Here is a 22529-nt window from a genome sequence, read left to right as displayed (position 1 = left end):
GAAACCTACACAATGTCGAAAGTTTTGTTCAGTTTTGAGAGGTCTACTCTCAAACTTGGTTCTTTGAAAACTAGATAATATTAATTTTCTGTAATTTATTGAATTGGATATAATCCAATTTCAACCGAGAACACCGCGTTATTTTGAGTTTGTTAACTAAGTAAAAAATCGCAAATACTCAATTAACTAAAGTATCCGTAGGATACTTAGGTTAAGTTATCAAGGGCGCATGGTGGATGCCTTGGCACTAGGAGCCGATGAAGGACGGGACTAACACCGATATGCTTCGGGGAGCTGTACGTAAGCTTTGATCCGGAGATTTCCGAATGGGGAAACCCAGCAGTTTTAATCGACTGTTACTGCTCAGTGAATTCATAGCTGAGTAGAGGTAGACGTGGGGAACTGAAACATCTCAGTACCCACAGGAGAATAAAGAAATTTCGATTCCCTCAGTAGCGGCGAGCGAACGGGGAACAGCCCAAACCAATGAGCTTGCTCATTGGGGTTGTAGGACTGAACATTTGAGTTACCAAAGTGATGGATAACCGAACAATCTGGGAAGATTGGCGAAACAGGGTGATAGCCCCGTAGGTGAAATCCAGCACCCTCAGTTCAGGATCCTGAGTACGGCGACACACGTGAAACGTCGTCGGAATCCGGGAGGACCATCTCCCAAGGCTAAATACTCCCTAGTGACCGATAGTGAACCAGTACCGTGAGGGAAAGGTGAAAAGCACCCCGGAAGGGGAGTGAAACAGTTCCTGAAACCATGTGCCTACAAGCAGTTAGAGCCCGTTAATGGGTGATAGCGTGCCTCTTGTAGAATGAACCGGCGAGTTACGGTTGCATGCAAGGTTAAGGTGTTAAAGCCGGAGCCGCAGCGAAAGCGAGTCTGAAATGGGCGTTGAAGTATGTTGCTGTAGACCCGAAACCAGGTGATCTACCCATGTCCAGGCTGAAGGTGCGGTAAAACGCACTGGAGGGCCGAACCCGTGTACGTTGAAAAGTGCTGGGATGAGGTGTGGGTAGCGGTGAAATTCCAAACGAACTTGGAGATAGCTGGTTCTCTCCGAAATAGCTTTAGGGCTAGCCTCGGACGTAGAATCATGGAGGTAGAGCCACTGTTTGGACGAGGGGCCCGTCATGGGTTACTAAGTTCAGATAAACTCCGAATACCATTGATTTTTATCCGGGAGTCAGACGATGAGTGATAAGATCCATCGTCGAAAGGGGAACAGCCCAGACCGCCAGTTAAGGTCCCTAAATATATGCTAAGTGGAAAAGGATGTGGAGTTGCATAGACAACTAGGATGTTGGCTCAGAAGCAGCCACCATTTAAAGAGTGCGTAATAGCTCACTAGTCGAGTGATCCCGCGCCGAAAATTTACCGGGGCTAAGCATATTACCGAGACTGCGGACCTGAACTTTGTTCAGGTGATAGGAGAGCGTTCTAAGGGCAACGAAGCCGGACCGCAAGGACCGGTGGAGCGCTTAGAAGTGAGAATGCCGGTATGAGTAGCGAAAGATCAGTGAGAATCTGATCCACCGAATGACTAAGGTTTCCTGGGGAAGGCTCGTCCTCCCAGGGTTAGTCGGGACCTAAGCCGAGGCCGCAAGGCGTAGGCGATGGATAACAGGTTGAGATTCCTGTACTAGTTGATGATGTTTGAGCGATGGAGGGACGCAGGAGGCTAAGTTGTGCATGCAGTTGGAAAGGCATGTTCAAGCCACGAGTCAGTCAAAGAGTCAAATGCTTTTTGGCGGGTTGACAAGTGGTGATGAGGACCGAAATTTAAGTAGGGAAGCAACCCACGTCACACTGCCGAGAAAAGCTTCTAGTGAGTCATCAACTACCCGTACCGCAAACCGACACAGGTAGTCGAGGAGAGAATCCTCAGGTGAGCGAGTGAACTCTCGTTAAGGAACTCGGCAAAATGACCCCGTAACTTCGGGAGAAGGGGTGCTGGCCACATGGCCAGCCGCAGTGAAAAGGCCCAGGCGACTGTTTATCAAAAACACAGGTTTCTGCAAAATCGTAAGATGACGTATAGGGGCTGACGCCTGCCCGGTGCTGGAAGGTTAAGTGGATGAGTTAGCTTCGGCGAAGCCCAGAAATGAAGCCCCAGTAAACGGCGGCCGTAACTATAACGGTCCTAAGGTAGCGAAATTCCTTGTCGGGTAAGTTCCGACCCGCACGAAAGGCGTAACGATCTGGGCACTGTCTCAACGAGAGACTCGGTGAAATTGAGATACCTGTGAAGAAGCAGGTTACCCGCGACAGGACGGAAAGACCCCATGGAGCTTTACTGTAGCTTGATATTGGGTGTTGACACAGCTTGTACAGGATAGGTAGGAGCCGTTGAAGCCGGAACGCTAGTTTCGGTGGAGGCATTGGTGGGATACTACCCTCGCTGTGTGAACACTCTAACCCGCGCCACTTAGCGTGGCGGGAGACAGTGTCAGGTAGGCAGTTTGACTGGGGCGGTCGCCTCCCAAACAGTAACGGAGGCGCCCAAAGGTTCCCTCAGAATGGTTGGAAATCATTCGACGAGTGTAAAGGCAGAAGGGAGCTTGACTGCGAGACAGACAGGTCGAGCAGGGACGAAAGTCGGGCTTAGTGATCCGGTGGTTCCGTATGGAAGGGCCATCGCTCAACGGATAAAAGCTACCCTGGGGATAACAGGCTTATCTCCCCCAAGAGTCCACATCGACGGGGAGGTTTGGCACCTCGATGTCGGCTCATCGCATCCTGGGGCTGTAGTCGGTCCCAAGGGTTGGGCTGTTCGCCCATTAAAGCGGTACGCGAGCTGGGTTCAGAACGTCGTGAGACAGTTCGGTCCCTATCCGTCGCGGGCGTAGGAAATTTGAGAGGAGCTGTCCTTAGTACGAGAGGACCGGGATGGACATACCGCTGGTGTACCAGTTGCGCCGCCAGGCGCACCGCTGGGTAGCTATGTATGGATGAGATAAACGCTGAAAGCATCTAAGTGTGAAACTCGCCTCAAGATGAGATTTCCCATTCCTATATGGAAGTAAGACCCCTGAGAGATGATCAGGTAGATAGGTTGGAAGTGGAAGTGCAGCGATGCACGGAGCGGACCAATACTAATCGGTCGAGGACTTAACCAAGTAGAAATGGTGTTTGAAGGCAGAAAATTAATATTAGCTAGTTTTGAGAGAACGAAGTTCTTTCAGGAAAATAGTGTGGTGGCGATAGCCAGAAGGATACACCTGTTCCCATGCCGAACACAGTCGTTAAGCTTCTGCACGCCAAGAGTAGTTGGGGGATCGCCCCCTGCAAGGGTAGGACGTTGCCACGCAAATTAGACCTTCGATAGTTATTTACTATCGAAGGTCTTTGTTATATATTGAGAAAGTGAAACTATTTGGAAAAAGGTGAAATCATGAAGCGTTATAAATCGTATCGTCTGACTTTGGGATGGCAAATCCTTATTGGTCTGGTATTGGGAATCGTATTTGGCATTATTTTTTATAAAAATCAAGTTGCAATTACAACGATGCAAAATATTGGGACAATGTTTATCAGTCTTATTCAAATGATTGTTTTACCAATTGTGGTTTCTTGCTTAACAGTAGGAATTGCTAGTATAGGAGACATTAAGAAGTTGGGGAGAGTGGGCCTGAAAACCTTAATTTATTTTGAATTAATGACAACGGTCGCTATTGCTTTGGGAATGATTGTTGCAAATGTCCTGCATCCTGGTACGATGATTGATATTCATTCACTTCACGGATCCGATATTAGTCAGTATATGGCAACCGCTAAATCGGCAAAGCATACTGGACTTTGGGATACACTATTAGGCATTATTCCTACCAATATTTTTAGTTCATTGGCAAGTGGTAATATGATGCCAGTTATTTTCTTCTCCGTTTTCTTTGGGCTTGGTATAGCTGCTATTGGTGAAAAAGGAAAGATCTTAATTGATTTTCTTCAAGCTGTTCAAGAAGTGATGTTTAAAGTGACTAATTGGGTTATGCATGCAGCACCAGTTGGTGTTTGTGCTTTGATCGGGGTTGCATTAGCCGAAATGGGGATAAGTGCGCTAATACCACTCGGTTATTTTGTGATTATTACATACTTAACGATGATTATTTTTGTGCTAGTCGTGATGGGTATTGTGGCCAGACTCTTTAAATTTCGAATTTCTGACTTGCTTAGAGTTATTAAAAATGAAATTGTACTTGCGTTTTCAACGGCTAGTTCAGAAGCGGTATTACCAAAAATGATTGAAAAAATGGATAAATTTGGGACAAATCAAGGGATTGTTTCTTTTGTTATTCCTACCGGTTACACATTCAACTTAGACGGTTCGGCTATTTATCAATCTCTGGCCGCGTTGTTCTTAGCACAGGCATATGGTATACATCTATCCATTGGGCAACAAGTGACACTTCTGGTTGTCCTTATGATCACCTCTAAAGGAATGGCTGGGGTTCCTGGTGCATCCTTTGTCGTGCTGTTGGCAACCATCTCAACGATTGGTGTACCGATGAGTGGATTAACGTTCATTGCCGGCATTGATCGAATTGTTGATATGGGACGAACAGCTGTTAATGTCGTTGGTAATTCACTTGCGACAGTTGTTATTGGAAAATCGGAAAACGAATTTGATGAACAGAAATCAGAAAATTATATTTCACAGTTCAAGCGGCCTAATCCTAAAGCTGAACGTTTGAATTGAGCTAATGAAGATGCAAAAAAAGCCACCAACGAATTTACGTTGGTGGCTTTATAATTTTATTATCCAGTAAGATAGCAGTCATTTTTCAAGAATTAGCTTCCGCCGGATTCTTGGAGGTTGTCCCCTCGTAATTACTATTATTACCGTATTTATGTGTTGGCAATATATCACGATTAATGTCATTCTCCCCAAATAGTTTCCTAAAAGGTGAAGCGTTTTTCGGCCGCGTTCAGCCGATCGGACACAAGTACGTCAGTACCTAAATGTCCAAAACCACTGAGAAATTGTGTTAATCGAATTCCCAAAAGTGTTGAAATACCTAAACAAACGAGAACGAGAATTTTCTTGTGACACATGTGGCATTAAAGCCTTAGAATCAAGAAATAATACGTTTAGATATGTCAAATTTTGCTTTCTTTGGGAAAATCGATTGTAACAATTTCTCGTTGGGATTCCTTAGAATCTAATCCGCGAGAGAGATACTATCACAACCGGTCTTCCCTTGGTAGACTGGTGTTTCGTCGCTCCAGGATCTATAAATTCAGTTGTCATAAATCTCACCTCTTAAACTCATTTTTTAGAATGAAAAGTGTCCAGTCGCTGAACGACTGGACACCTAAATAAAGCTTTAGCCAGTCGTTGAGCTTTAGCACTATGTGATGTAGTTATTCAATAACAGCTACGTTAGTTCAAGCCTTACTTTGACTAGAACAGCTGACTCATTGGCGTTTTTCGACGTTTCTGAGCAGTAGCATTTTTCACATAGGAGCCTCACCTAACAGCTTCTATTCGATTTTCATTCCAACTAGTATACTATCATACACCTCTCAGCAATGCAAGAATTAACTACATGTGCATGCCGGGAATGTTTAAATCTTCTTTCTTAACGCCTCTTTCTTTTGCGAAAGCGGTCATTAACGTATCCATATCCATTAACTTGTAAGTCTTTGGATGATCAGGATCATAAACCTCAAATTGTGCCATCATGCCGCCATCTTCATGTTCAAGGATATGGCAATGGTTCATAAAGACACCCAGTTTATCGAACCAAACTTTTAATCGAACGGTTTCACCCGGGTTAACACCAACTGTATCTTTTAATCCATGTTCATTTGGATAGGGTTCATGACCATTTCTGGAAACAATTCTAAATTGAGTTGCGTGCATATGATAAGGATGAATCATCCCACCCGTTTTATCATTGGTGTTGCTGACGTCCCAGTATTCAACGCTGCCAACCTGTTGTTTGTCATCAATTCGCTGCATATCAAACTTTTTACCATTAATTTCAACTTCTTCATCCATTCCGGCCATAACAACTTGATGGATTTTTGTATTTGGTGTGACGTCTGGATCAGGAATGTTTACTAGGTGATCTGGCAGTGTTGTATCGTCTTTTGCAAACTGATGAATTCTAAAACGAACAAGTGGCACATCGTCAGAATACAATGTGACTTCATCACCGGGTTTGTATCCGCTAAAATCAACGATAATTTCCGCTCTTTCCGCACAAGTTAACATCAAATGGGTAAAATCGACGGGTTCCGGTAAGACACCACCATCAGAAGCAATTTGGGTGAATTTTAAATCATCACTAAAATGTAACCGCCATTCACGTCTATTAGCGCCATCCAAAATACGTAAACGGAGCCGTTGAGTTGTGACATCGAAATATGGATTAATTGTCCCATTGATCATTGGGGTCGGTCCCTGAATGCCATCCGGATCATAATCCGCCATATAATCGAGTTGATTATTTTTATGGAAATTGCGGTCTTGAAGAACCAAGGGAATGTCGTTAACACCATAGTTTCTTGGGAATGGCAGCTGGCTTTCGGTTTGGTCTTGAACAATCACGGTAGTGGCTAATCCTTTCCAGACATGTTGAGCGGTCGCTGGACACGGATGTGCGTGTAACCATAAAGTTGCGGCTACTTGGTTACACTTAAAATTAATTTGAGTACTCTCTCCCGGATAAACGGGTGCATGACAGCCACCGTCTGTGATTGGTCCTGGTACATTCAGACCATGCCAATGGAAGGTTGTTAATTCAGGTAATTCGTTTTTTAATGTAATGTGAATATTTTTACCATCCTTAAAAACAATTGTTTGACCTAATATGCTGGCATTATATCCCCATGTTTTGGTTTTTGCGCCTGGCAATAACTGGGTTTCGCCAGTTTGGGCAATCACCGTATAATACATATCGGTATCTGTCTCTTTATCGGGTTTCAATAACGCCGGGATCCTCAACTTTTCCTGTGGGGTATCAGGCTCCTTGAGGGGCACATAACCACCATCATGAGTATTAAATGCAGGTTCGTCGAAGAAATAATCGGTATAAACTTTTCTATCTGCCATGCTATTCGCATCCTTTGTTATTTTAGATCCATCTCCATCATACTACTTTGGTTGATCATTGAAGACGGAAATGTGGCATAATGGAATAAAAGGAGGTGCTATCGTGGCAGAAACAGTTACTATCGATAAATTGAATGAGACAGCAACAATGAAGGCAATTAAAGATTTCGTTGATTTTTATTTACCACGTTTGAAGAAAAATAATTTGGAGATTCTTTCCATGTATAAAGTAGATTATTATCTGGCTGACATTAACCACTTCATTTTCGAAAATCGATCGTTTACTCCTGAGGAGCTTCGTGATGAGCTTTATAAGGAATGCGGCGGTGACCTCAAACACGTCATTTCAGTGATCAATCCTGAGTATTACGACAACGGAAATTTGATTTCCGGTACTTGGGAAGAATGGTATCAAGACAAGTTTAATAAAGTTCCCGTTAGAGACTAGTCATCTAAATATACTTTTATTGAGCGATTTGCTATGATGAAGGTAACGACTAATTCTTTTATTTCGATTAATGGTGAGGAGGGATCTTCATGGCTAAGGAAAAAAGCAATCATTCAAAGGAAACAAAGGCTGAACCCAAATTAAGGTTTAAAACCAAAACTAATTTGGATGTTCATCAGATGCTGATTAATAAATCGGTTCTTTCTATAAAGGTACCTACTATCGTTGCTCGTAAACAGGCACAGGGGTTACTGGATAAAGCCATTGATGATGGAGTGACTCCCTACTACTTGAAGAAAGAAACGTTGGATCGACTACGCGGTACCCATTACGAATAGATAGTAGTGACGTGTCTGACATAAAAAAGACTGAAGGTAAAAGCAGACTGCTTTTACTTTCAGTCTTTTTACGACTTAGATGAATCTTAAACAACCTTAATTAAAGAACGTGATATTATGAAATTAATCTTTACAGGATTAATAAACGTTTTTATTGGAGGGCAATTTGAAAATACTTAAAAAGATTTTTAGTTGGGTGTTCCCAATTGCGATGGGATTGTTAATCGGTTTTGCTGTTCGCCAATACTTTGTGAGTGCCAGTTTTATTAAAGGGACTTCAATGCAGCCGAACTTACAGAATGCTGAAGTGGTGGGCGTTTTCAAAACATTACCAATTCGTCGAAACGCTGTCATTATTTTTAACGCTCACGGCGAGGATCCAGAGGCCAAGGCAAGCACTGATTATTACGTCAAACGAGTGATTGGTCTTCCCGGTGATACCGTCAGCAGCAATAATGGTACGATCTACGTCAATAATCAACCGCTAAATCAAAGCTATATTAGTCAATATCAGCGAAGTACCGGGACGGGTAATTGGAATCTTCAAAGTTTGTCAACACATTGGACGAAAGATCAAAATTCCGTGAAAGTTCCTCGAAACAAATATTTTGTACTCGGTGATCATCGTTCTGTTTCAAACGACAGTCGATACTGGGGCTTTGTTGACAAAGACAAGGTACTAGGCGTTGTTAAGACTGTTCCATTCGACAAGAATGCCGGTAAAGTGAATCATTCGACTGACTCACTCGCTGGTTCAAACTAATTTTTGACGCTGTCAATATAAAAACCAAGTTCGATTAAGCTATCAAATGAGTTTTTCCATCGCTAGTTTGATGCTCATTAATCGAACTTGGTTTTTATTATCTTAGAAAGAAAAGTGTGGTTTATTCTACGAACATTTTTTAGAAGTAATCAAAGTAATACGTCTCACAAGTTAGTATGCCTGTTCTCTTAGACTTTCTTGAAGTAATTTTACGCCAGTATGCAAATCGGTATCAGACGTATTTTCCTGTGGTGCATGACTGATACCGTCAATACTCGGAACAAAAATCATAGTCGTCTTAGTTACTTTACTCATGATTTCGCTGTCATGACCAGCTCCCGAAGCAAGTGTTTGATAACTAATACCAAGGTTCTTTGCCAATTGCTTATTTCTGGTCAGCATGCCGTTATCAAGTTGTGTGGGGTGGTCAGCTACCCACCGGTTTACAGTAATCGACACGGGTGAATTTGAAGCTTTTTGTGCTTCATCTCTTAGCCTGTTTTCAAAAAGATTCAAAGTGGTATCACTGACATGACGGGTATCAATACTAAATATTACTTTCCCAGGAATAACATTTGATGTATTTGGCCAGACATGGCATTCGCCAACTGTGAATGTGAGCTGTGGACTGATTTCTGCCGCAATAGCTTTAAGGTGGCTAATTAAAACAATTGCGATTTGAAGAGCATCGTGGCGGTCGGTCATCGGTGTTGTCCCCGCATGATTGGCGATGCCGTTTACTGTTACGGTAAAGCGTCGTTGACCAACAATTGAGGTTACCAAGCCGATTTGACAGTGTGACTCAATCAGACGAGGCCCTTGTTCAATATGAAGTTCTGTAAATGTTGAGGGGATATTGGGCAACCCCATTTCATCAGCCGCTTCTTTTAACTTAGAAACGGCTTTTTGGCGAGCTGTGTCAAAAGCGATGCCGGATTGATCCTTAATTCCAGTTACGTTTTGGATCCTTGCATAGTGTTTTGAACCGGAAAACGTTGCTGGAAAATGACTGCCTTCTTCCTCACTGAATGAGATGAGGCGTAATGTCTTCTTGGGTTGACCAAATGTACGAACGAGGTTCAGAATGGCTTGAAGACCGCCAACAACGCCATATAGGCCATCATATGGCCCACCATGAGCAACCGTATCCATGTGTGATCCCGTCGCAATAATAGTGTCAGGCGATTGTGAACCAATGACATCCAAATAGACAGTGCCGTAGGTATCAACGGTTATAGTCATTTCAGCCTGATTGCCCCAAGAAATAAGCTGCTTTTGTCCCTTAACCCAATTAGGCGAGTATACCAAACGGTTTTGACCAACTTCATTTTTAGAGAATTGATTAATAGTCGTCAAACGGTTGTTTAATTGGTCAGTTTTGATTGGCATTTTTTCACCTTCTATTTAGCAGTGCTGACACCGGCTAATGGTGATGAAGCAACTGCGCCGTGTTCGATAACCCGGCCGGGCTTTGCGAGATAGGCTTTTCGGCCGGCTTCGATTGCCAATTTGAAGGCCTCCGCCATAAGTGGGATATTACCGGCGGTTGCCATCGACGTGTTGGCCATGACTGCTGAAACACCCATTTCCATTGCTTCTGCGGCTTGGCTCGGTCGACCAATTCCGGCATCTACAATAACCGGAACATCAATTTCATCTACCAGGATTTGAATAAGGTCCTTTGTTGAAAGGCCTTTATTCGTTCCAATCGGAGCAGCTAACGGCATGATGGTGGCTGCTCCGGCATCAACTAATTGTCGAGCTGCGTTTAAGTCCGGCAATATATAAGGCATCACAATGAAGCCCTCCTTTGCCAGAACTTCGGTTGCCTTCAGGGTTTCGTAATTATCCGGCATCAAGTATTTTTTATCAGGTACGACTTCAACTTTGATAAAGTTGCTGCCACTTAATTCGCGGGCAATTCGTGCCGTTCGAATAGCTTCTTCAGCGGTTGTCGAACCGGAAGTATTAGGTAAAATAGTGATATTTTCGGGAATAAAATTCAAAATATTTTCTGATCCTGTTGTGTTCCGGCGAAGTGCCATCGTAATGATTTGAGCTTTTGCATTGTTAATGGCCGAATCAATCAAGTCATAAGAATATTTTCCCGAACCAAGAATAAAACGGGACGTAAATTTATGACCGCCGATAACTAATTCATCTTTGTCTTGAATGGATGCTGACATAATAATAGTCCTCCCTAAATTTCTGTTTGTCCTAAAATTAAACGTGTAATCATATTAGCTTCATGTCCTGCGCATATCATGACCCGAGGTGCCATTAGACCTTCGGCACCTTTGGTTGTGCCATCACCGGCAATGTAAAGATTAGGGCGGGGATGCTTGGTGGTAATGGTATTTGAACTGTGAATCCCGGCCATCCCGGTTCCCATAACTAATGGCTTGTCGGGATAAAACTCGGATGCAGCATCCAACAACATGGCTTTTGCAGCCGGATTGTCGAATGCTTCACAGATAATATCGGCACTTTCAAATAAGTCTTTGACATTATCGTGGGTAACCTTAACCTGAGCCGTTTGAATATCAATAAATGGATTGAATTCCTGTAAATTTTGCTTCATTGCAACAACTTTCGGCATATCAACCTGGCTTAATTTGAATTGTTGACGATTTAAATTGCTCAATTCAACGAAGTCAAAATCAATTAATTTTAAATGACCGACACCAATTCTGGTTAATGCGATGGCGATATTTGAACCAAGTCCACCTGAACCGGCAATTGTGACATGAGCAGCAGCTAATTTATCGGTTGAGTCTTTAACATTTCGTTCTTTCATGCCATCATAAACATCTTTGTAACGCTGTCCCTGAACTTCTGCTTCCATTTTTGCGTTTCCTCCTCTAGCCGCCACCAACGAATGAGATTAGTTCGACTTTGTCGCCGGACTCAAGCTTGATCTTATCGAATTGCGCTCGGTGAACAATGTCGCCGTTTCGCTCAACGACGATATTTTCAATTGGTGCGTTTCGCTTTTTGAGAAAGTCAATGACGGTTTGACCGGCAACGTCTTCTTCTTGACCATTAACTGTCACCATAATAAAAGCCCCCTTCTTCGTGATTGCTCGAAGGAAGGGGACCAAGATTGGCGGACTTGGAATCCAAACAGGTTTTAACAGAAAAAGAAAAAAGATCTTCTTTTCTGTTAAAAGAAGATCTCGGAATCCAAATTTAAAATCAATTTTCCGGTTCGCTCTTCCTTCGACAGTACAAACTGCATCAGGTTCGATGGGTATTATCTCAGCCTTTACGAACGTGGTAATAAATGATCTTAATCATTTACTTAGACACGTTCAGGCACCCCAGACGAAATATTTAATTAAGCTTATTAGCTCATGTATTATTTATAGCGGTTTCATGGATAAAAGTCAAGTGTGCGGAGCAAAGCGGATAGCACCCGGAGTATAAGACGGCGATTTGGGAAATCCCGGGTTTGGATTTTTCAAATCGATCTCTTATATGAAGTGGTGCTGCTTTGAGGAGCAGTCCTAGTCAAGTGTGTGGAGCAAAGCGGAAAATGTTTTGAGTCACTTTAAAAATGTTTACGAAACCATGGATAACAACAATCATTAAGTTGCAAATGATGATTAAGTTAGGTAGACTTTTTTCGAACATATAAATAAAGCATACACAAAAGTAAATTTGGAGGAATCATCCATGAAAGTGACAAACCGGCCATTGTACTTGGTAACCGACCATACAAATTTAAATGATGAAGATTTTTTACAACAAATTGATCTTGCCTGCGAATCCGGCGTCAGTTTATTGCAATTACGCGAAAAAAATCGATCAAGCCGTGATATTTATGAGTGGGCTGTCAAGGTAAAAGATATTGCAGATCGGCATCGAGTACCATTAATGATTGACGATCGTTTGGATATTGCGCAAGCTGTTGATGCAGCAGGGGTTCATTTAGGGCAAAGCGATTTACCGGTTGAAATTGCCCGGCGGATTTTGGGGAACAAAAAAATCATTGGCGCAACGACAAAAACACTTAAACAGGCTAAGCTTGCTGAAGAACAAGGGGCAGATTATTTAGGTGTAGGGGCTATCTTTCCAACCCAAACCCATGTAAAGACGGTTCATACCAGTATCGAGACATTGGGAAAAATTAAGGAAGCTGTTAATATTCCGGTTTATGCAATTGGTGGGTTAAAGGCTCACAATATTCAAGCAATTGAACCGGCACATGTGGACGGGGTTGCAGTTGTTTCAGCCATTATGCAGGCCAAAAATGCAAAGGCGGCAACTAGAGAATTATTGGATGCTGTTGAGGATGCCATTGGATAGGTTTTAGAAGAAAGTGGAACAGATAGACTTCAGATGTCTAAATTAAGTATCAAAAAAGGATGCCGGATAATTTATCCGACATCCTTTTTAAGCTAGTGATCAAATAAAGATCATTTTGCACGGTTTATTGTTCTTTGTACCAAGTGTAATGGAAACTGCCTGGGCGATCAACACGTTCATAAGTGTGAGCACCGAAGTAGTCACGTTGTGCTTGTAAGAGGTTTGCAGGAACAACTTCTGAACGATATGAATCGTAGTATGAAACAGCTGCAGCAAGTGATGGAACCGGTACACCGGCCTTAGTAGCCAAAGCAACCACGTCACGAGCTGATTCTTGATACTTCTTAGCGATATCAATAAAGTATGGGTCAAGAAGTAAGTTTTGAAGATCAGGGTTCTTATCATAAGCATCGGTAATGTTTTGTAAGAAGCGGGCACGAATAATGCATCCGGCTCTCCAAATCTTAGCCATTTCGCCAAGTTTAATGTTCCACTTGTAGCTGTCTGAAGCGGCCTTCAATTGAGCAAAGCCCTGAGCGTAACTCATTACTTTACCAAAGTAGAGTGCTTCACGGACTTTTTCAACAATTTCTTTTTTGTCGAAATCAACGTCACCCTTAGGCTTAGGAAGTACTTTAGAAGCTGCAACACGTTCTTTCTTGATCATTGAGATGAAGCGGGCATAAACGGCTTCAGTAATAACTGATTGATCAACGCCAACTTCAAGAGCATCTTGTGAACTCCACTTACCGGTACCTTTATTGGCACCACGGTCGAGAATCATATCAACGATTGGTTTGGTCTTGTCATCACCAATATCATCTTTATGAGTCAAAATATCAGTGGTGATTTCAATTAGATAACTGTCAAGTTCACCTTTATTCCATTCTTTAAAGATGCCAGCTAAATCATCAACTGAATAACCGGCAAGGTTTCTTAAAATATTGTAACTTTCATCGATTAACTCTTCATCACCATATTCGATACCGTTGTGGACCATCTTAACATAGTGACCGGCACCATTAGGGCCAATATATGTGACACATGGTTCGCCATCGGCAGGTGCTTTGGCAGCGATTTGCTTAAGAATTGGTTCAACTAAATCATAAGCTTCTTTTTGACCGCCGGGCATTAATGATGGACCTTGGAGGGCACCAAGTTCACCACCGGAAACACCCATTCCGATAAAGTTGATACCTGATTTATCAAGACGGGCATTTCGAGCCATCGTATCATGGAAGTTTGTGTTACCACCATCGATAAGGACATCGCCCTTGTCGAGGAGTGGGAGTAATTCATCAATAACAGCGTCAGTTGGTTTACCAGCTTTAACCATTAAAATGATTCTACGAGGAGTTTCCAGAGATTTAACGAAGTCTTCAACTGAATAACTTGGAAGCAGCTTCTTGTCTCCGTGGTCTTTTATAACAGCTTCTGTTTTAGCTCCGGTACGGTTGAAGATTCCAACTGTGTAACCGCGGCTTTCGATGTTAAGGGCAAGGTTTTTACCCATAACGGCCATACCAACAACACCGATGTTTGCTTTTTGATCAGACATTTAAAACCATCCTTTTCTATTAAGAATTACTACGATACTACACAGTTAGTTTACCATTGCACAAGCAGAAAGTGAAATAAAATATCGTTAGAATAGGCAATATCCATATTTTAATGATAAGTTTGTGAAAAAAGACAGTCGAAAATCATTAAGCGTTTTCATAATTCTAAACTATTTTTTATGAACACCCGTAAGCAACGCGGATTTATGATGAAAATTAGGTTACAAGCCACGGCAGACAAGTTGAAATCATTTTCATAAATTGGTAATTTTTTTCAAGCCTGTTAGAACGAAAAAAAGACCTGAACAGGAATGTCCAGATCTTTTCGTAAAATCATTTAATTACTGATTCAATTTATAGATCCATTCTCTGTGATCTCGAGCTAATAGTTCATCAGCTGAGACCGGACCCATTGAACCGGGAATGTAGTTAGGGAACATTGGTTGTTGAATATCCCAAACACGACGAATTTGGTCAACAAACTTCCATGCGCTAGCTACTTCCGGCCAGCTGGCAAAGTTTGTGCCATCTCCTTTAAGAACATCATGAATTAAACGTTCGTAAGGCTGTGGTGTTTCCTTCGTTCGTTTTGAATCTTCGAGGAATTCCAAGTTAACCGGCTCAGTATGGAATCCTTGTTCGCTATTTTTAGCATTGACAACTAATGAGAATCCTTGAGTTGGTTCAATATAAATGGTTAAAACGTTAGCGTTGAGTAAGGCCTTTCCACTTTGAGGGAAGGAGAAAATATCAACCAACGGCTTTTTGAAGACAACATCAACCCGTGTGAATTTGTCGGCAAGTTTCTTACCTGTTCTGATATAGAACGGGGTACCTGACCAACGATAGTTATCAAATAAAAGTTTTCCGGCAACAAAGGTTTCGGTGTTTGAATCCTTTGGCACGCCATCTTCATCACGATAAGCTTTGCTTTCACCAACGGCGCCGTATTGACCACGAACAAAGTTGGTTGATGCTTCGGCAACGTTGTAAACACGAAGACTACGTAAGGCCTTAACTTTTTCAGCACGAATATCAGTATCTTTAAATGCAACCGGTTGCTCCATCGCAAGTAAACTAACAATCTGCATAATATGGTTTTGAACCATATCTCTTAAAGCGCCTGAGTTGTCATAATAACCGGCACGTTCCTCAACACCCAGCTTTTCAGCAAGTGTTACCTGAACGTTATCGATATAACGATTGTTCCAAAGGGCTTCGAAAATGGTGTTACCAAAGCGGATAGCTTCGATATTTTGAATCATTTCTTTACCTAAATAATGGTCGATTCGGAAGATTTGATCTTCTTCAAAAGCATTACTTAGTTCGTCATTTAATTCTTTTGCAGATTCAAAGTCTCTACCAAATGGTTTTTCAATGACCAGGCGGTTGAAGCCGCTGTTGTTGGAGAGTAATCCTTGAGTCTTGATATTTTTAGCAACTGTTCCAAAGAAATTGGGTGCCATTGAAATGTAAAAGACACGATTTCCTTCCAATTTATACTTTTTATCCAGTTCATCGGCCTTATCTTTTAAGACAGAATAGTGAGATAAGTCAGTTACGTCATGGGTAACAAAGTAGAAATGGCTGGCAAAGTCAGCAATCATTTTTTTATTACTGGATTCTTTTTCGACAGATTTTGTAACCATATCCCGATACTTAGCATCATCCACCTTATATCGTGATGAGCCAATTACAGCAAAATGATCACGGATGTTTCCTTTTTCGAAAAGTTTAAACATAGCTGGATAAAGTTTTCGAACGGCAAGATCGCCGTTTGCCCCGAATAGCATGATCAATGAACGTCTTTCAGTTGGCAATTTTTTCACTCCTATCAAATTAACTAAGCAAAATTCGGTATATTGTCTATACCACTTCGCTAACATTATATAACACAACTGCCGGCAACGAAAGGGAATTAACAATGTAAATGATAAAAATTTACAGAATAGGTCTTTTCATTTTGAAAAAGATTTACAAAGTGAAAAATGACCAGATTTAGCCAGCTTGTGAGAAACAAAAAATTGATTTCTTTTTTTAAACTACCTATTATTATAACTTGAAAAAGTGATAGGTTTCCTGTTTCTTAAGAATCCTCTAAATACAGATCTAAACAGCGGTTTTTTTTTCGGTTTCGCTTATAATGTAGTTTGCAAATTAAACATTAGGGAGTAACAAGTAAATGAAGAAAATCAAGTTTATCGCGTTCATTGCTGTTCTTGCGTCATTCTTTTTAGGAGTTAGTTTAAAAGCATCTGCTAGTTCTCCATCGCTTTCGGTCAATAACGTTTACACAACGTCATCAAGTGTAACCGGAACTGCAACCAAAGGTGTTTCGATCATTGTTCGTAACTCAAATAAGAATACTATCGCAACTTCAACAGCTGATAATCAAACTGGTAAATTCAGTGCTGATTTACACACAAACCTAAAGGCAAACCAAAAGCTTTATGTTTATGCCCGTAAATCATCAACATCGTATTTTTACCGGATTGTCACTGTTAAGACACCTCAGACGACAACGACGACTACTAGTTCAAGCAATACCAGCTCAAGCAGTTCTTCAAAAGCAACTGCTTCAACCAGCGCTTCCAGTAAATTAACGATTAACGAACCAACTGGTAAGTGGTATTCAGGTAATAACAATGGTTATCGTGTCGTGACAACATTCAACCAATCAACTGGTTTGAATCAAGCGTTGTACAAGAATGGTAAATTCCAAAAGAAATTGATCAACTACGCAAACTATAAAGTAACGACTTATAGCAAGTCATTCTGGAAAATTACTTATCGTGAACGTGGAAGCAAAACGACTCAAACGTTCTATTTGAGATTTACTGATAACACACACTTTATCATTGTTAACAAGGCTAATAAGGGTCTTAAAGTTAAATATGGTAATGCACCTTATCACTATTACAAATTTGTGCTTGTAAATAATAAATAAGAATGACCGCTTAAATGGGAAGTTGAAACAAATTAATTTGTTTCAACTTTTTTTTGCGTCTGTAAAATGACCCATATTTTAAAGATAATTAAAACCAGATTTAAAAAATCACTTGGCTTTCCAATTGCTGAAACACTAAGAGGTGTGAGAGAATGGGAGAGGAGATTTTTATATCAACAGAGGGGAGGGATAATGTGCCAAAAAGAAGTGAAATTCGGTTTAGTTCTGTTATTTTATATTCATTAATCCTGAATGCGGGTGCTGCATTTATGTGGCCCCTGGTAACGGTTTACATGCATAATTACCTTCATAAATCGTTAACACTGGCCGGAATGACTATTTTGGTAATGTCGGTATTTATGATGATTGGAAATTACCTTGGGGGTTATTTATTTGACCGTTGGTCGCCCTACAAGGCAGCAATTATCAGTGTTGTCATTTCAATGTCGGCAATTATCGGGCTGGTCTTCTTTCATGGTTGGCCAATGTTTTCAATCCTGCTGCTATTTGTAGGATTCGGGGATGGTGCCTGTATGACACTATTGAATTCTTATGCGGCTAGTATTAAGACACGGTCAACACGAGCAATTTTTAATGTCTTGTATATTGGTCAAAACGTGGGGATCGTTATTGGAACCTTAATGGTTGGATTCCTATTGTCCCATGGTGTGACAACCGTTTTTATTGTTGCCGCCATTTTTTACTTTATTTTGTTAGTGATTACCTTGATCGATTTCAATGTTGTGGTGCAGCGACGAGCTCCCGGAAAAAAGATTCAACCCGGGGCACCACATGAGACCAATGTTGGTTCGATGATCCTGGCAATCTGCGGAGTTGTTTTGGGGGTGTATCTATCATACGCACTCTGGGAAAGTGTCATTTCTGTTCACATGACGAACCTTCATATTCCATTTGAGAACTATAGTCTTTTGTGGACGTTGAACGGGTTGATGATTGTCTTTGGGCAACCGTTCGTTAACCGGATTGGTGAGCATTTTAAGTTAAGTACGCAAACTTACATTGGGGTCTTTATCTTTGCGATTTCGTTTATCGGCCTTATTTTTGCCAAGCAATATTATGCGTTTATCATCGTCATGGTTGTGACAACCATTGGCGAAATGATTGGTTTTCCGGGTATTCCGGCTTGGATTGATAGTTTATCAACACCGCAACAGCGGGGAAAGTTTCAAGGGATGTATAATTTGTTTATGTCCTTTGGAAGGGCACTTGGTCCACTAATCGGTGGTGTCTTTTTAGATTTTGCACCTTATGGCGTGCTTTTCTCGTTTGCTGCCGGAATTATCATTGTGTTCCTAGTTATTTTAATGATTTTGAATCATAGGCGAAATAGGATTAATCAACAGTTTAATTGATAAAGTAATATTCTAAAAAGAAGCGACTCGATTATTTTCGAGCCGCTTCCTTTTAGTACTTGTTGAGTTAACCTTTTGCTAACAGCTTATAAATTCGTTCAACGTCACGGCCGGTTCCACGCAGTTCATAATCTGCCAAGAAAGGCACATTAAATTGAGACGCATACCGTTTGGCAGTTAAGCAATATTGCTCATTAAAGTTTTTATTGCCACTGCCGACAATGCCGTGACACAGCGAAGCATTTTTGCCATAGGCAATGTATTCGCCAAGTGTATTAGTCATTAACTCTTTAACACCATTGTCAATACCGTTGCCGCCATCTAAATAAGTCGGAACAAAAGCGAAAAATGGGTCGCTTTCATCTTCAAAATCAGATTGATCGCTGATTTCTTTGCTGATAACAAGTGGGTTGCTTGAATCCTGATCATGCATCCCCACTGCATATTTGGTCAAATCTTTGATGAAAGAACGGGTATTTCCTTCAATTGAGATAAATAAAATTTTGATGGGTGTCATTAAGCCACTCTCCTCGTATATAAAGACATAATAAAATCATACATAATATACTGTAACCACTATCATTCAACTAATCAAGCGGTTTCTGGCCCGTTGAAGGTTGTTTGTTGACAGCATGTGCTGCTCGGTTTTTCTTTTTTGGCAGTACTAGTCGAAAACCTACGGAAAGCATTGCCAGAATCATAATTAACCAGCTGATAATGGAAATCCATTTACTGATTTGAAGCCCGGGCGTCGTGTAAACAAGTTTGATTTGATGATTACCGGCAGGCAGCGTTGCACCAATGAAACCTTTATTGACGACAAACGTGTTTGTGGGTTTCCCATCGATTTGTAACTTCCAACCGCTGGAATATGGAATTGAAGTGACCAAAGTGCCGTTAGAACCATTGTGAGACTGTCCCGTTACCTGATTATCTGAGACCTTTAAGTGATTAAGGCCGGTTCTTTTAAGCTTTTGAATTTGGTTATCGTAAGATTTATTGAACGGCATGGCAATTAATTTAACAGATTTAAATTTAATGTTTTTAACCAGGTTGAAATCGAGTTTAATCTGTTTTCGTGATTTGGTTGAGTAACCAAGATTTAATACCATGTTGTCAATTTGTCGGTAATTTGAAAGATTGTCATTGTCGTATTGCGCGTAGCCGTTGTGAAAAACGTTGGTAAAAGCATCAAAATTATAACCACCAAATGTGGGTGTTAATAAACTGTGTCGGGCAACGTTTAACTTGCCGAGTCTGGAGTAAAGTTTGTTTTGAAGTAAAAACGTATTGGCAGCCCAGTTATTATGGTCGGCAATTGACCCATCGGTTTGGTTAATACCGGTAAGGACCAAATATAATTCAGCATTCTTTGTTTGCTTGGGCTTATTAACTTTTAGAGAATACTGAAGCGGTTTGCCGGTGACATCGGTTGTCATCTTCCTAAGACCGTTGCGATTCTCGTACTGATTATTTTCATAAATCATTCTGTTGGTGGCCAGTAAATCTTTTGTCTTTTGAAGATTGGCTCCGAGACTCACCTGAGCGTGCGGCTGTTCAATAACCTGTTTTTGATCTTTATCGCCTAAAATGCCCAGACGGTAAGCCGTTAGTTTTTTGCCTGAGTCAATAAACGAGGATCGATCGACTTGGACTTGATACTTTAAGTTTTTACTTGCTGATTGATAAGTAAGTGGGCTGTTATTATTCTTAGGGCTAACAACTGCGCCTTGAGTCATAACACGTTCACGGTTGACCGGGTCCAGATGATTATAGGCATTGGTCGAAAATGTCCTAAATTGTGTGTAGGCCAACGGCAGTGCGTTATTTGTTTTATAAATAACCGTGCCGTCCATGTTTTCGATAGCAGGAACCGCATTAACTCTGGCTTGAGCTTGGAAAACTTTTGGCTGACCGTTGGCGTTTTTTATGATGTGATAACCATATGGAACCATCGGTGGCTTTTTGGTATTGGCCTTTGCAAAAATGTATTGCACACCTATTAGGTTATTAAAGGCTGTTCGGTAATCTCCCTGTGCAATGGGGGTATTCATTGAAAATTGACTGTTGCCAACCGAACGTGAGAACTTTCCCAGGTAGCCGTTTTGAAGGGTGAGGTACACGGACGTATTATTAATTCCACTGTTAATTGACAGGTCGGTATTGGTATTTGTATAGTTGGCTAAATTTTGGAGATGCTCGTTGTAATGGTATCTTGGCGCCATGGATGTCCGGAAGAAGCCGGGTTGTTTCTTAATGTATTGTTGTGCGCCATTATAGTAATCTTTGCTGAACCGGGTTGCTAAACCGCGGTTTAATTGCTGAATAGCCAAGTTGCTTGCATTCGGACTGTAAATACCGATAATATTTGAAGCAATATTGAGCATAAAGAGGCATAAAATAAGGCTGACTTTTACCCACGGCTTCCATTTGAAAGTGAAAATGACCAGTAGGGCAATGACTGTCAAAAATAAATACCCATATGAAATGGCATCGTGTGCTTTTAAGTTGAGGATAAACCCATTGGTCGCCCAGACAAGGATAACCAAAACAATACCTGAAGCAGTCAACCAGGCGATATCATTTTTGGTCAGTTGATCCAAGTTATCAATGAGCGCCATTGTTGCCAAACCAAAGATTATATTGGCAAGCAGGAACCACCGGTTGGATGGCGTTGAGATGGCGTTCATGATGGCACCGAAAGCGGGAATGAGAATGCCGATAAGTGCAATGATCAAGCCGACGTTTTGCCAAAAATATTTTTTAAAATGCCTAAGTGTATAAACAACACCTAGAAAAGATAGGCTGGTGATACCAATGACCAACCAAAAATTCATGGCGCGACCTGTTGGAAGGATGGCACTTGGCATTTTTAGATAATATTCGGGTGGGAAAAGAACCATTCCATTGGCAAATGCTTGATGGATACGGGTTGATTTAGTTGCAAAAAGAGCAGTCGGTAAGAAAACAATGGCCGACATACCAAGTCCCAAAATAACTGAAATGGCCATTTTACCAAGTGACTTTAGAAAATGAAAGTCAGCAGCTTTTCGGCGGCTCAGTACCCTGATAATGAGATAAATAAACGTGCCGATTGCCAAAATCCAAGCGAAATAAAAGTTGGCAAATAGCGTTAAGAAGACGGCTAAAGCAAGTGGAATCCAAGATTTATTCAGTATAATACGATCGATTCCATAACAAAGTAACGGGAAGAAAATTAATGGCAGGATGAAAAAGGGATGGTGCAAGCCTGTGGATAGCGCATAGCCATTAAACGCGTAGGCCAAGGCACCGATGACACGACTTATCTTTTTAAACTTATACGTTGAGGTGTAAAGCATAAAAGACAGACCCGAGGCATACATTCTTAAAAAAATCAGAAATTCAAATGCTATTTCGATATGATTTTTAGGAAATAAAATGACCAGGTAGTTGAATAGATCGCCGATTACATAGTATGAAAGATTGGTCAGCTGATCAGACCCGAGACTGATCCCCCAGCTCCAGTGTGTGAATCCACGACTGGGATCGGAAAGAAACGTTGCAATCATGTGCCGAAGTTGGACCAAAATCGGGTAATGCTGCGCAAATCCATCCAATTCCCAGACCATCGATCGGCCAGTCATAAGTAAGCTGCCGGCAATGATGCCGGTCAGCACAGTAAATAACACCGAGTATGTAAGCCAGGCCGGTGTTTTTCGCCATAGCTTTGTCAATTTTAAATCC

General features: G+C 41.4%; 16 protein-coding genes, 2 rRNA genes and 2 riboswitches. Of the genes, 9 read left to right on the top strand and 9 right to left on the bottom strand.

From position 1 onward, the window contains the following. Positions 1–209: 209 nt before the first annotated feature. The 3 genes from GQR93_RS13095 to GQR93_RS13085 all read left to right on the top strand — a co-directional run bounded on the left by GQR93_RS13095 (position 210) and on the right by GQR93_RS13085 (position 4706). Positions 210–3129 (top strand): 23S ribosomal RNA (locus GQR93_RS13095). Between the two features lie 74 nt (positions 3130–3203). Next, a 5S ribosomal RNA gene (gene rrf / locus GQR93_RS13090) occupies positions 3204–3320 on the top strand. An 84-nt stretch (positions 3321–3404) separates the two neighbouring features. After that, on the top strand, positions 3405–4706 hold the full coding sequence (locus GQR93_RS13085) for a cation:dicarboxylate symporter family transporter (RefSeq protein WP_003553120.1): 1302 nt from the start codon (positions 3405–3407) through the stop codon (positions 4704–4706). A 624-nt stretch (positions 4707–5330) separates the two neighbouring features. Continuing rightward, positions 5331–5496, bottom strand: a riboswitch (M-box (ykoK) riboswitch). Positions 5497–5552: 56 nt separating this feature from the next. On the opposite strand, the gene GQR93_RS13080 is transcribed toward GQR93_RS13085, so the two are convergent. Beyond that, positions 5553–7067 carry a multicopper oxidase family protein gene (locus tag GQR93_RS13080; RefSeq protein ID WP_003553122.1) on the bottom strand — a complete coding sequence of 505 codons (1515 nt, stop codon included), beginning with the start codon at positions 7065–7067 and terminating at the stop codon, positions 5553–5555. Between the two features lie 70 nt (positions 7068–7137). On the opposite strand from GQR93_RS13080, the gene GQR93_RS13075 reads away from it, so the two are divergent. From GQR93_RS13075 to lepB, 3 genes are all read left to right on the top strand, one after another. Further along, positions 7138–7515, top strand: coding sequence for a hypothetical protein (locus GQR93_RS13075; protein ID WP_003553124.1), 378 nt, complete (start codon positions 7138–7140; stop codon positions 7513–7515). A gap of 89 nt (positions 7516–7604) precedes the next feature. Further along, positions 7605–7853 (top strand): hypothetical protein, encoded by a 249-nt coding sequence (locus tag GQR93_RS13070; RefSeq protein WP_003553128.1) that lies wholly within the window; start codon positions 7605–7607, stop codon positions 7851–7853. A gap of 166 nt (positions 7854–8019) precedes the next feature. Next, complete coding sequence (gene lepB, locus GQR93_RS13065) at positions 8020–8616, top strand: signal peptidase I (RefSeq protein WP_223801555.1); 597 nt, start codon at positions 8020–8022, stop codon at positions 8614–8616. A 171-nt stretch (positions 8617–8787) separates the two neighbouring features. Here the strand turns inward: lepB and GQR93_RS13060 are convergent, their stop codons facing one another. Genes GQR93_RS13060 through thiS form a run of 4 tightly spaced genes read right to left on the bottom strand, consistent with a single transcriptional unit; the run spans position 8788 to position 11672 of the window. Next, positions 8788–10005, bottom strand: coding sequence for a hydantoinase/carbamoylase family amidase (locus GQR93_RS13060; protein WP_159298807.1), 1218 nt, complete (start codon positions 10003–10005; stop codon positions 8788–8790). Between the two features lie 11 nt (positions 10006–10016). After that, a complete protein-coding gene (locus tag GQR93_RS13055) occupies positions 10017–10802 on the bottom strand; it encodes a thiazole synthase (RefSeq protein ID WP_003553136.1) in 786 nt (261 codons plus the stop codon). 14 nt (positions 10803–10816) lie between these two features. Further along, entirely contained in the window at positions 10817–11461 is a 645-nt protein-coding gene (gene thiF / locus GQR93_RS13050; protein ID WP_035444637.1) for a sulfur carrier protein ThiS adenylyltransferase ThiF, read from the bottom strand. Between the two features lie 16 nt (positions 11462–11477). Beyond that, complete coding sequence (thiS, locus tag GQR93_RS13045; RefSeq protein WP_003553140.1) at positions 11478–11672, bottom strand: sulfur carrier protein ThiS; 195 nt, start codon at positions 11670–11672, stop codon at positions 11478–11480. A gap of 140 nt (positions 11673–11812) precedes the next feature. Continuing rightward, positions 11813–11949, bottom strand: a riboswitch (TPP riboswitch). Between the two features lie 342 nt (positions 11950–12291). Between thiS and thiE the strand changes: the two genes are divergently transcribed. Next, positions 12292–12924: a thiamine phosphate synthase gene (gene thiE / locus GQR93_RS13040; protein WP_003553143.1), complete on the top strand. Its 633-nt coding sequence runs from the start codon at positions 12292–12294 to the stop codon at positions 12922–12924. A 124-nt stretch (positions 12925–13048) separates the two neighbouring features. Here the strand turns inward: thiE and gndA are convergent, their stop codons facing one another. Continuing rightward, positions 13049–14482, bottom strand: a complete 1434-nt coding sequence (gene gndA, locus GQR93_RS13035; RefSeq protein ID WP_003553146.1) for an NADP-dependent phosphogluconate dehydrogenase — start codon at positions 14480–14482, stop codon at positions 13049–13051. Between the two features lie 342 nt (positions 14483–14824). Further along, positions 14825–16303, bottom strand: coding sequence for a glucose-6-phosphate dehydrogenase (gene zwf, locus GQR93_RS13030; protein ID WP_035444638.1), 1479 nt, complete (start codon positions 16301–16303; stop codon positions 14825–14827). A 362-nt stretch (positions 16304–16665) separates the two neighbouring features. Between zwf and GQR93_RS13025 the strand changes: the two genes are divergently transcribed. After that, entirely contained in the window at positions 16666–17430 is a 765-nt protein-coding gene (locus GQR93_RS13025; protein WP_003553150.1) for an Ig-like domain-containing protein, read from the top strand. 152 nt (positions 17431–17582) lie between these two features. Beyond that, on the top strand, positions 17583–18803 hold the full coding sequence (locus GQR93_RS13020; RefSeq protein WP_003553151.1) for an MDR family MFS transporter: 1221 nt from the start codon (positions 17583–17585) through the stop codon (positions 18801–18803). A gap of 67 nt (positions 18804–18870) precedes the next feature. Here GQR93_RS13020 and nrdI read toward each other — a convergent pair whose 3' ends face one another. Together nrdI and GQR93_RS13010 are read right to left on the bottom strand one after the other, a co-directional pair. Continuing rightward, positions 18871–19320, bottom strand: a complete 450-nt coding sequence (gene nrdI / locus GQR93_RS13015; protein WP_003553152.1) for a class Ib ribonucleoside-diphosphate reductase assembly flavoprotein NrdI — start codon at positions 19318–19320, stop codon at positions 18871–18873. Positions 19321–19390: 70 nt separating this feature from the next. After that, positions 19391–22519 carry a YfhO family protein gene (locus tag GQR93_RS13010; protein ID WP_003553153.1) on the bottom strand — a complete coding sequence of 1043 codons (3129 nt, stop codon included), beginning with the start codon at positions 22517–22519 and terminating at the stop codon, positions 19391–19393. Positions 22520–22529: the final 10 nt, after the last annotated feature.

This window comes from Lentilactobacillus hilgardii (assembly GCF_009832765.1).
Classification (GTDB): Bacteria; Bacillota; Bacilli; order Lactobacillales; family Lactobacillaceae; genus Lentilactobacillus; species Lentilactobacillus hilgardii.
This window is presented reverse-complemented; position numbering and strand designations above follow the sequence as displayed.

What these genes read in the sequence shown, in the direction of transcription:
- GQR93_RS13085 (WP_003553120.1), top strand. Translation starts at nt 3,405, where the DNA reads ATGAAGCGTTATAAATCGTATCGTCTGACTTTGGGATGGCAAATCCTT.
- GQR93_RS13080 (WP_003553122.1), bottom strand. Translation starts at nt 7,067, where the DNA reads ATGGCAGATAGAAAAGTTTATACCGATTATTTCTTCGACGAACCTGCA.
- GQR93_RS13075 (WP_003553124.1), top strand. Translation starts at nt 7,138, where the DNA reads ATGTGGCATAATGGAATAAAAGGAGGTGCTATCGTGGCAGAAACAGTT.
- GQR93_RS13070 (WP_003553128.1), top strand. Translation starts at nt 7,605, where the DNA reads ATGGCTAAGGAAAAAAGCAATCATTCAAAGGAAACAAAGGCTGAACCC.
- GQR93_RS13060 (WP_159298807.1), bottom strand. Translation starts at nt 10,005, where the DNA reads ATGCCAATCAAAACTGACCAATTAAACAACCGTTTGACGACTATTAAT.
- GQR93_RS13055 (WP_003553136.1), bottom strand. Translation starts at nt 10,802, where the DNA reads ATGTCAGCATCCATTCAAGACAAAGATGAATTAGTTATCGGCGGTCAT.
- thiF (WP_035444637.1), bottom strand. Translation starts at nt 11,461, where the DNA reads ATGGAAGCAGAAGTTCAGGGACAGCGTTACAAAGATGTTTATGATGGC.
- thiS (WP_003553140.1), bottom strand. Translation starts at nt 11,672, where the DNA reads ATGGTGACAGTTAATGGTCAAGAAGAAGACGTTGCCGGTCAAACCGTC.
- thiE (WP_003553143.1), top strand. Translation starts at nt 12,292, where the DNA reads ATGAAAGTGACAAACCGGCCATTGTACTTGGTAACCGACCATACAAAT.
- gndA (WP_003553146.1), bottom strand. Translation starts at nt 14,482, where the DNA reads ATGTCTGATCAAAAAGCAAACATCGGTGTTGTTGGTATGGCCGTTATG.
- GQR93_RS13025 (WP_003553150.1), top strand. Translation starts at nt 16,666, where the DNA reads ATGAAGAAAATCAAGTTTATCGCGTTCATTGCTGTTCTTGCGTCATTC.
- GQR93_RS13020 (WP_003553151.1), top strand. Translation starts at nt 17,583, where the DNA reads ATGGGAGAGGAGATTTTTATATCAACAGAGGGGAGGGATAATGTGCCA.
- nrdI (WP_003553152.1), bottom strand. Translation starts at nt 19,320, where the DNA reads ATGACACCCATCAAAATTTTATTTATCTCAATTGAAGGAAATACCCGT.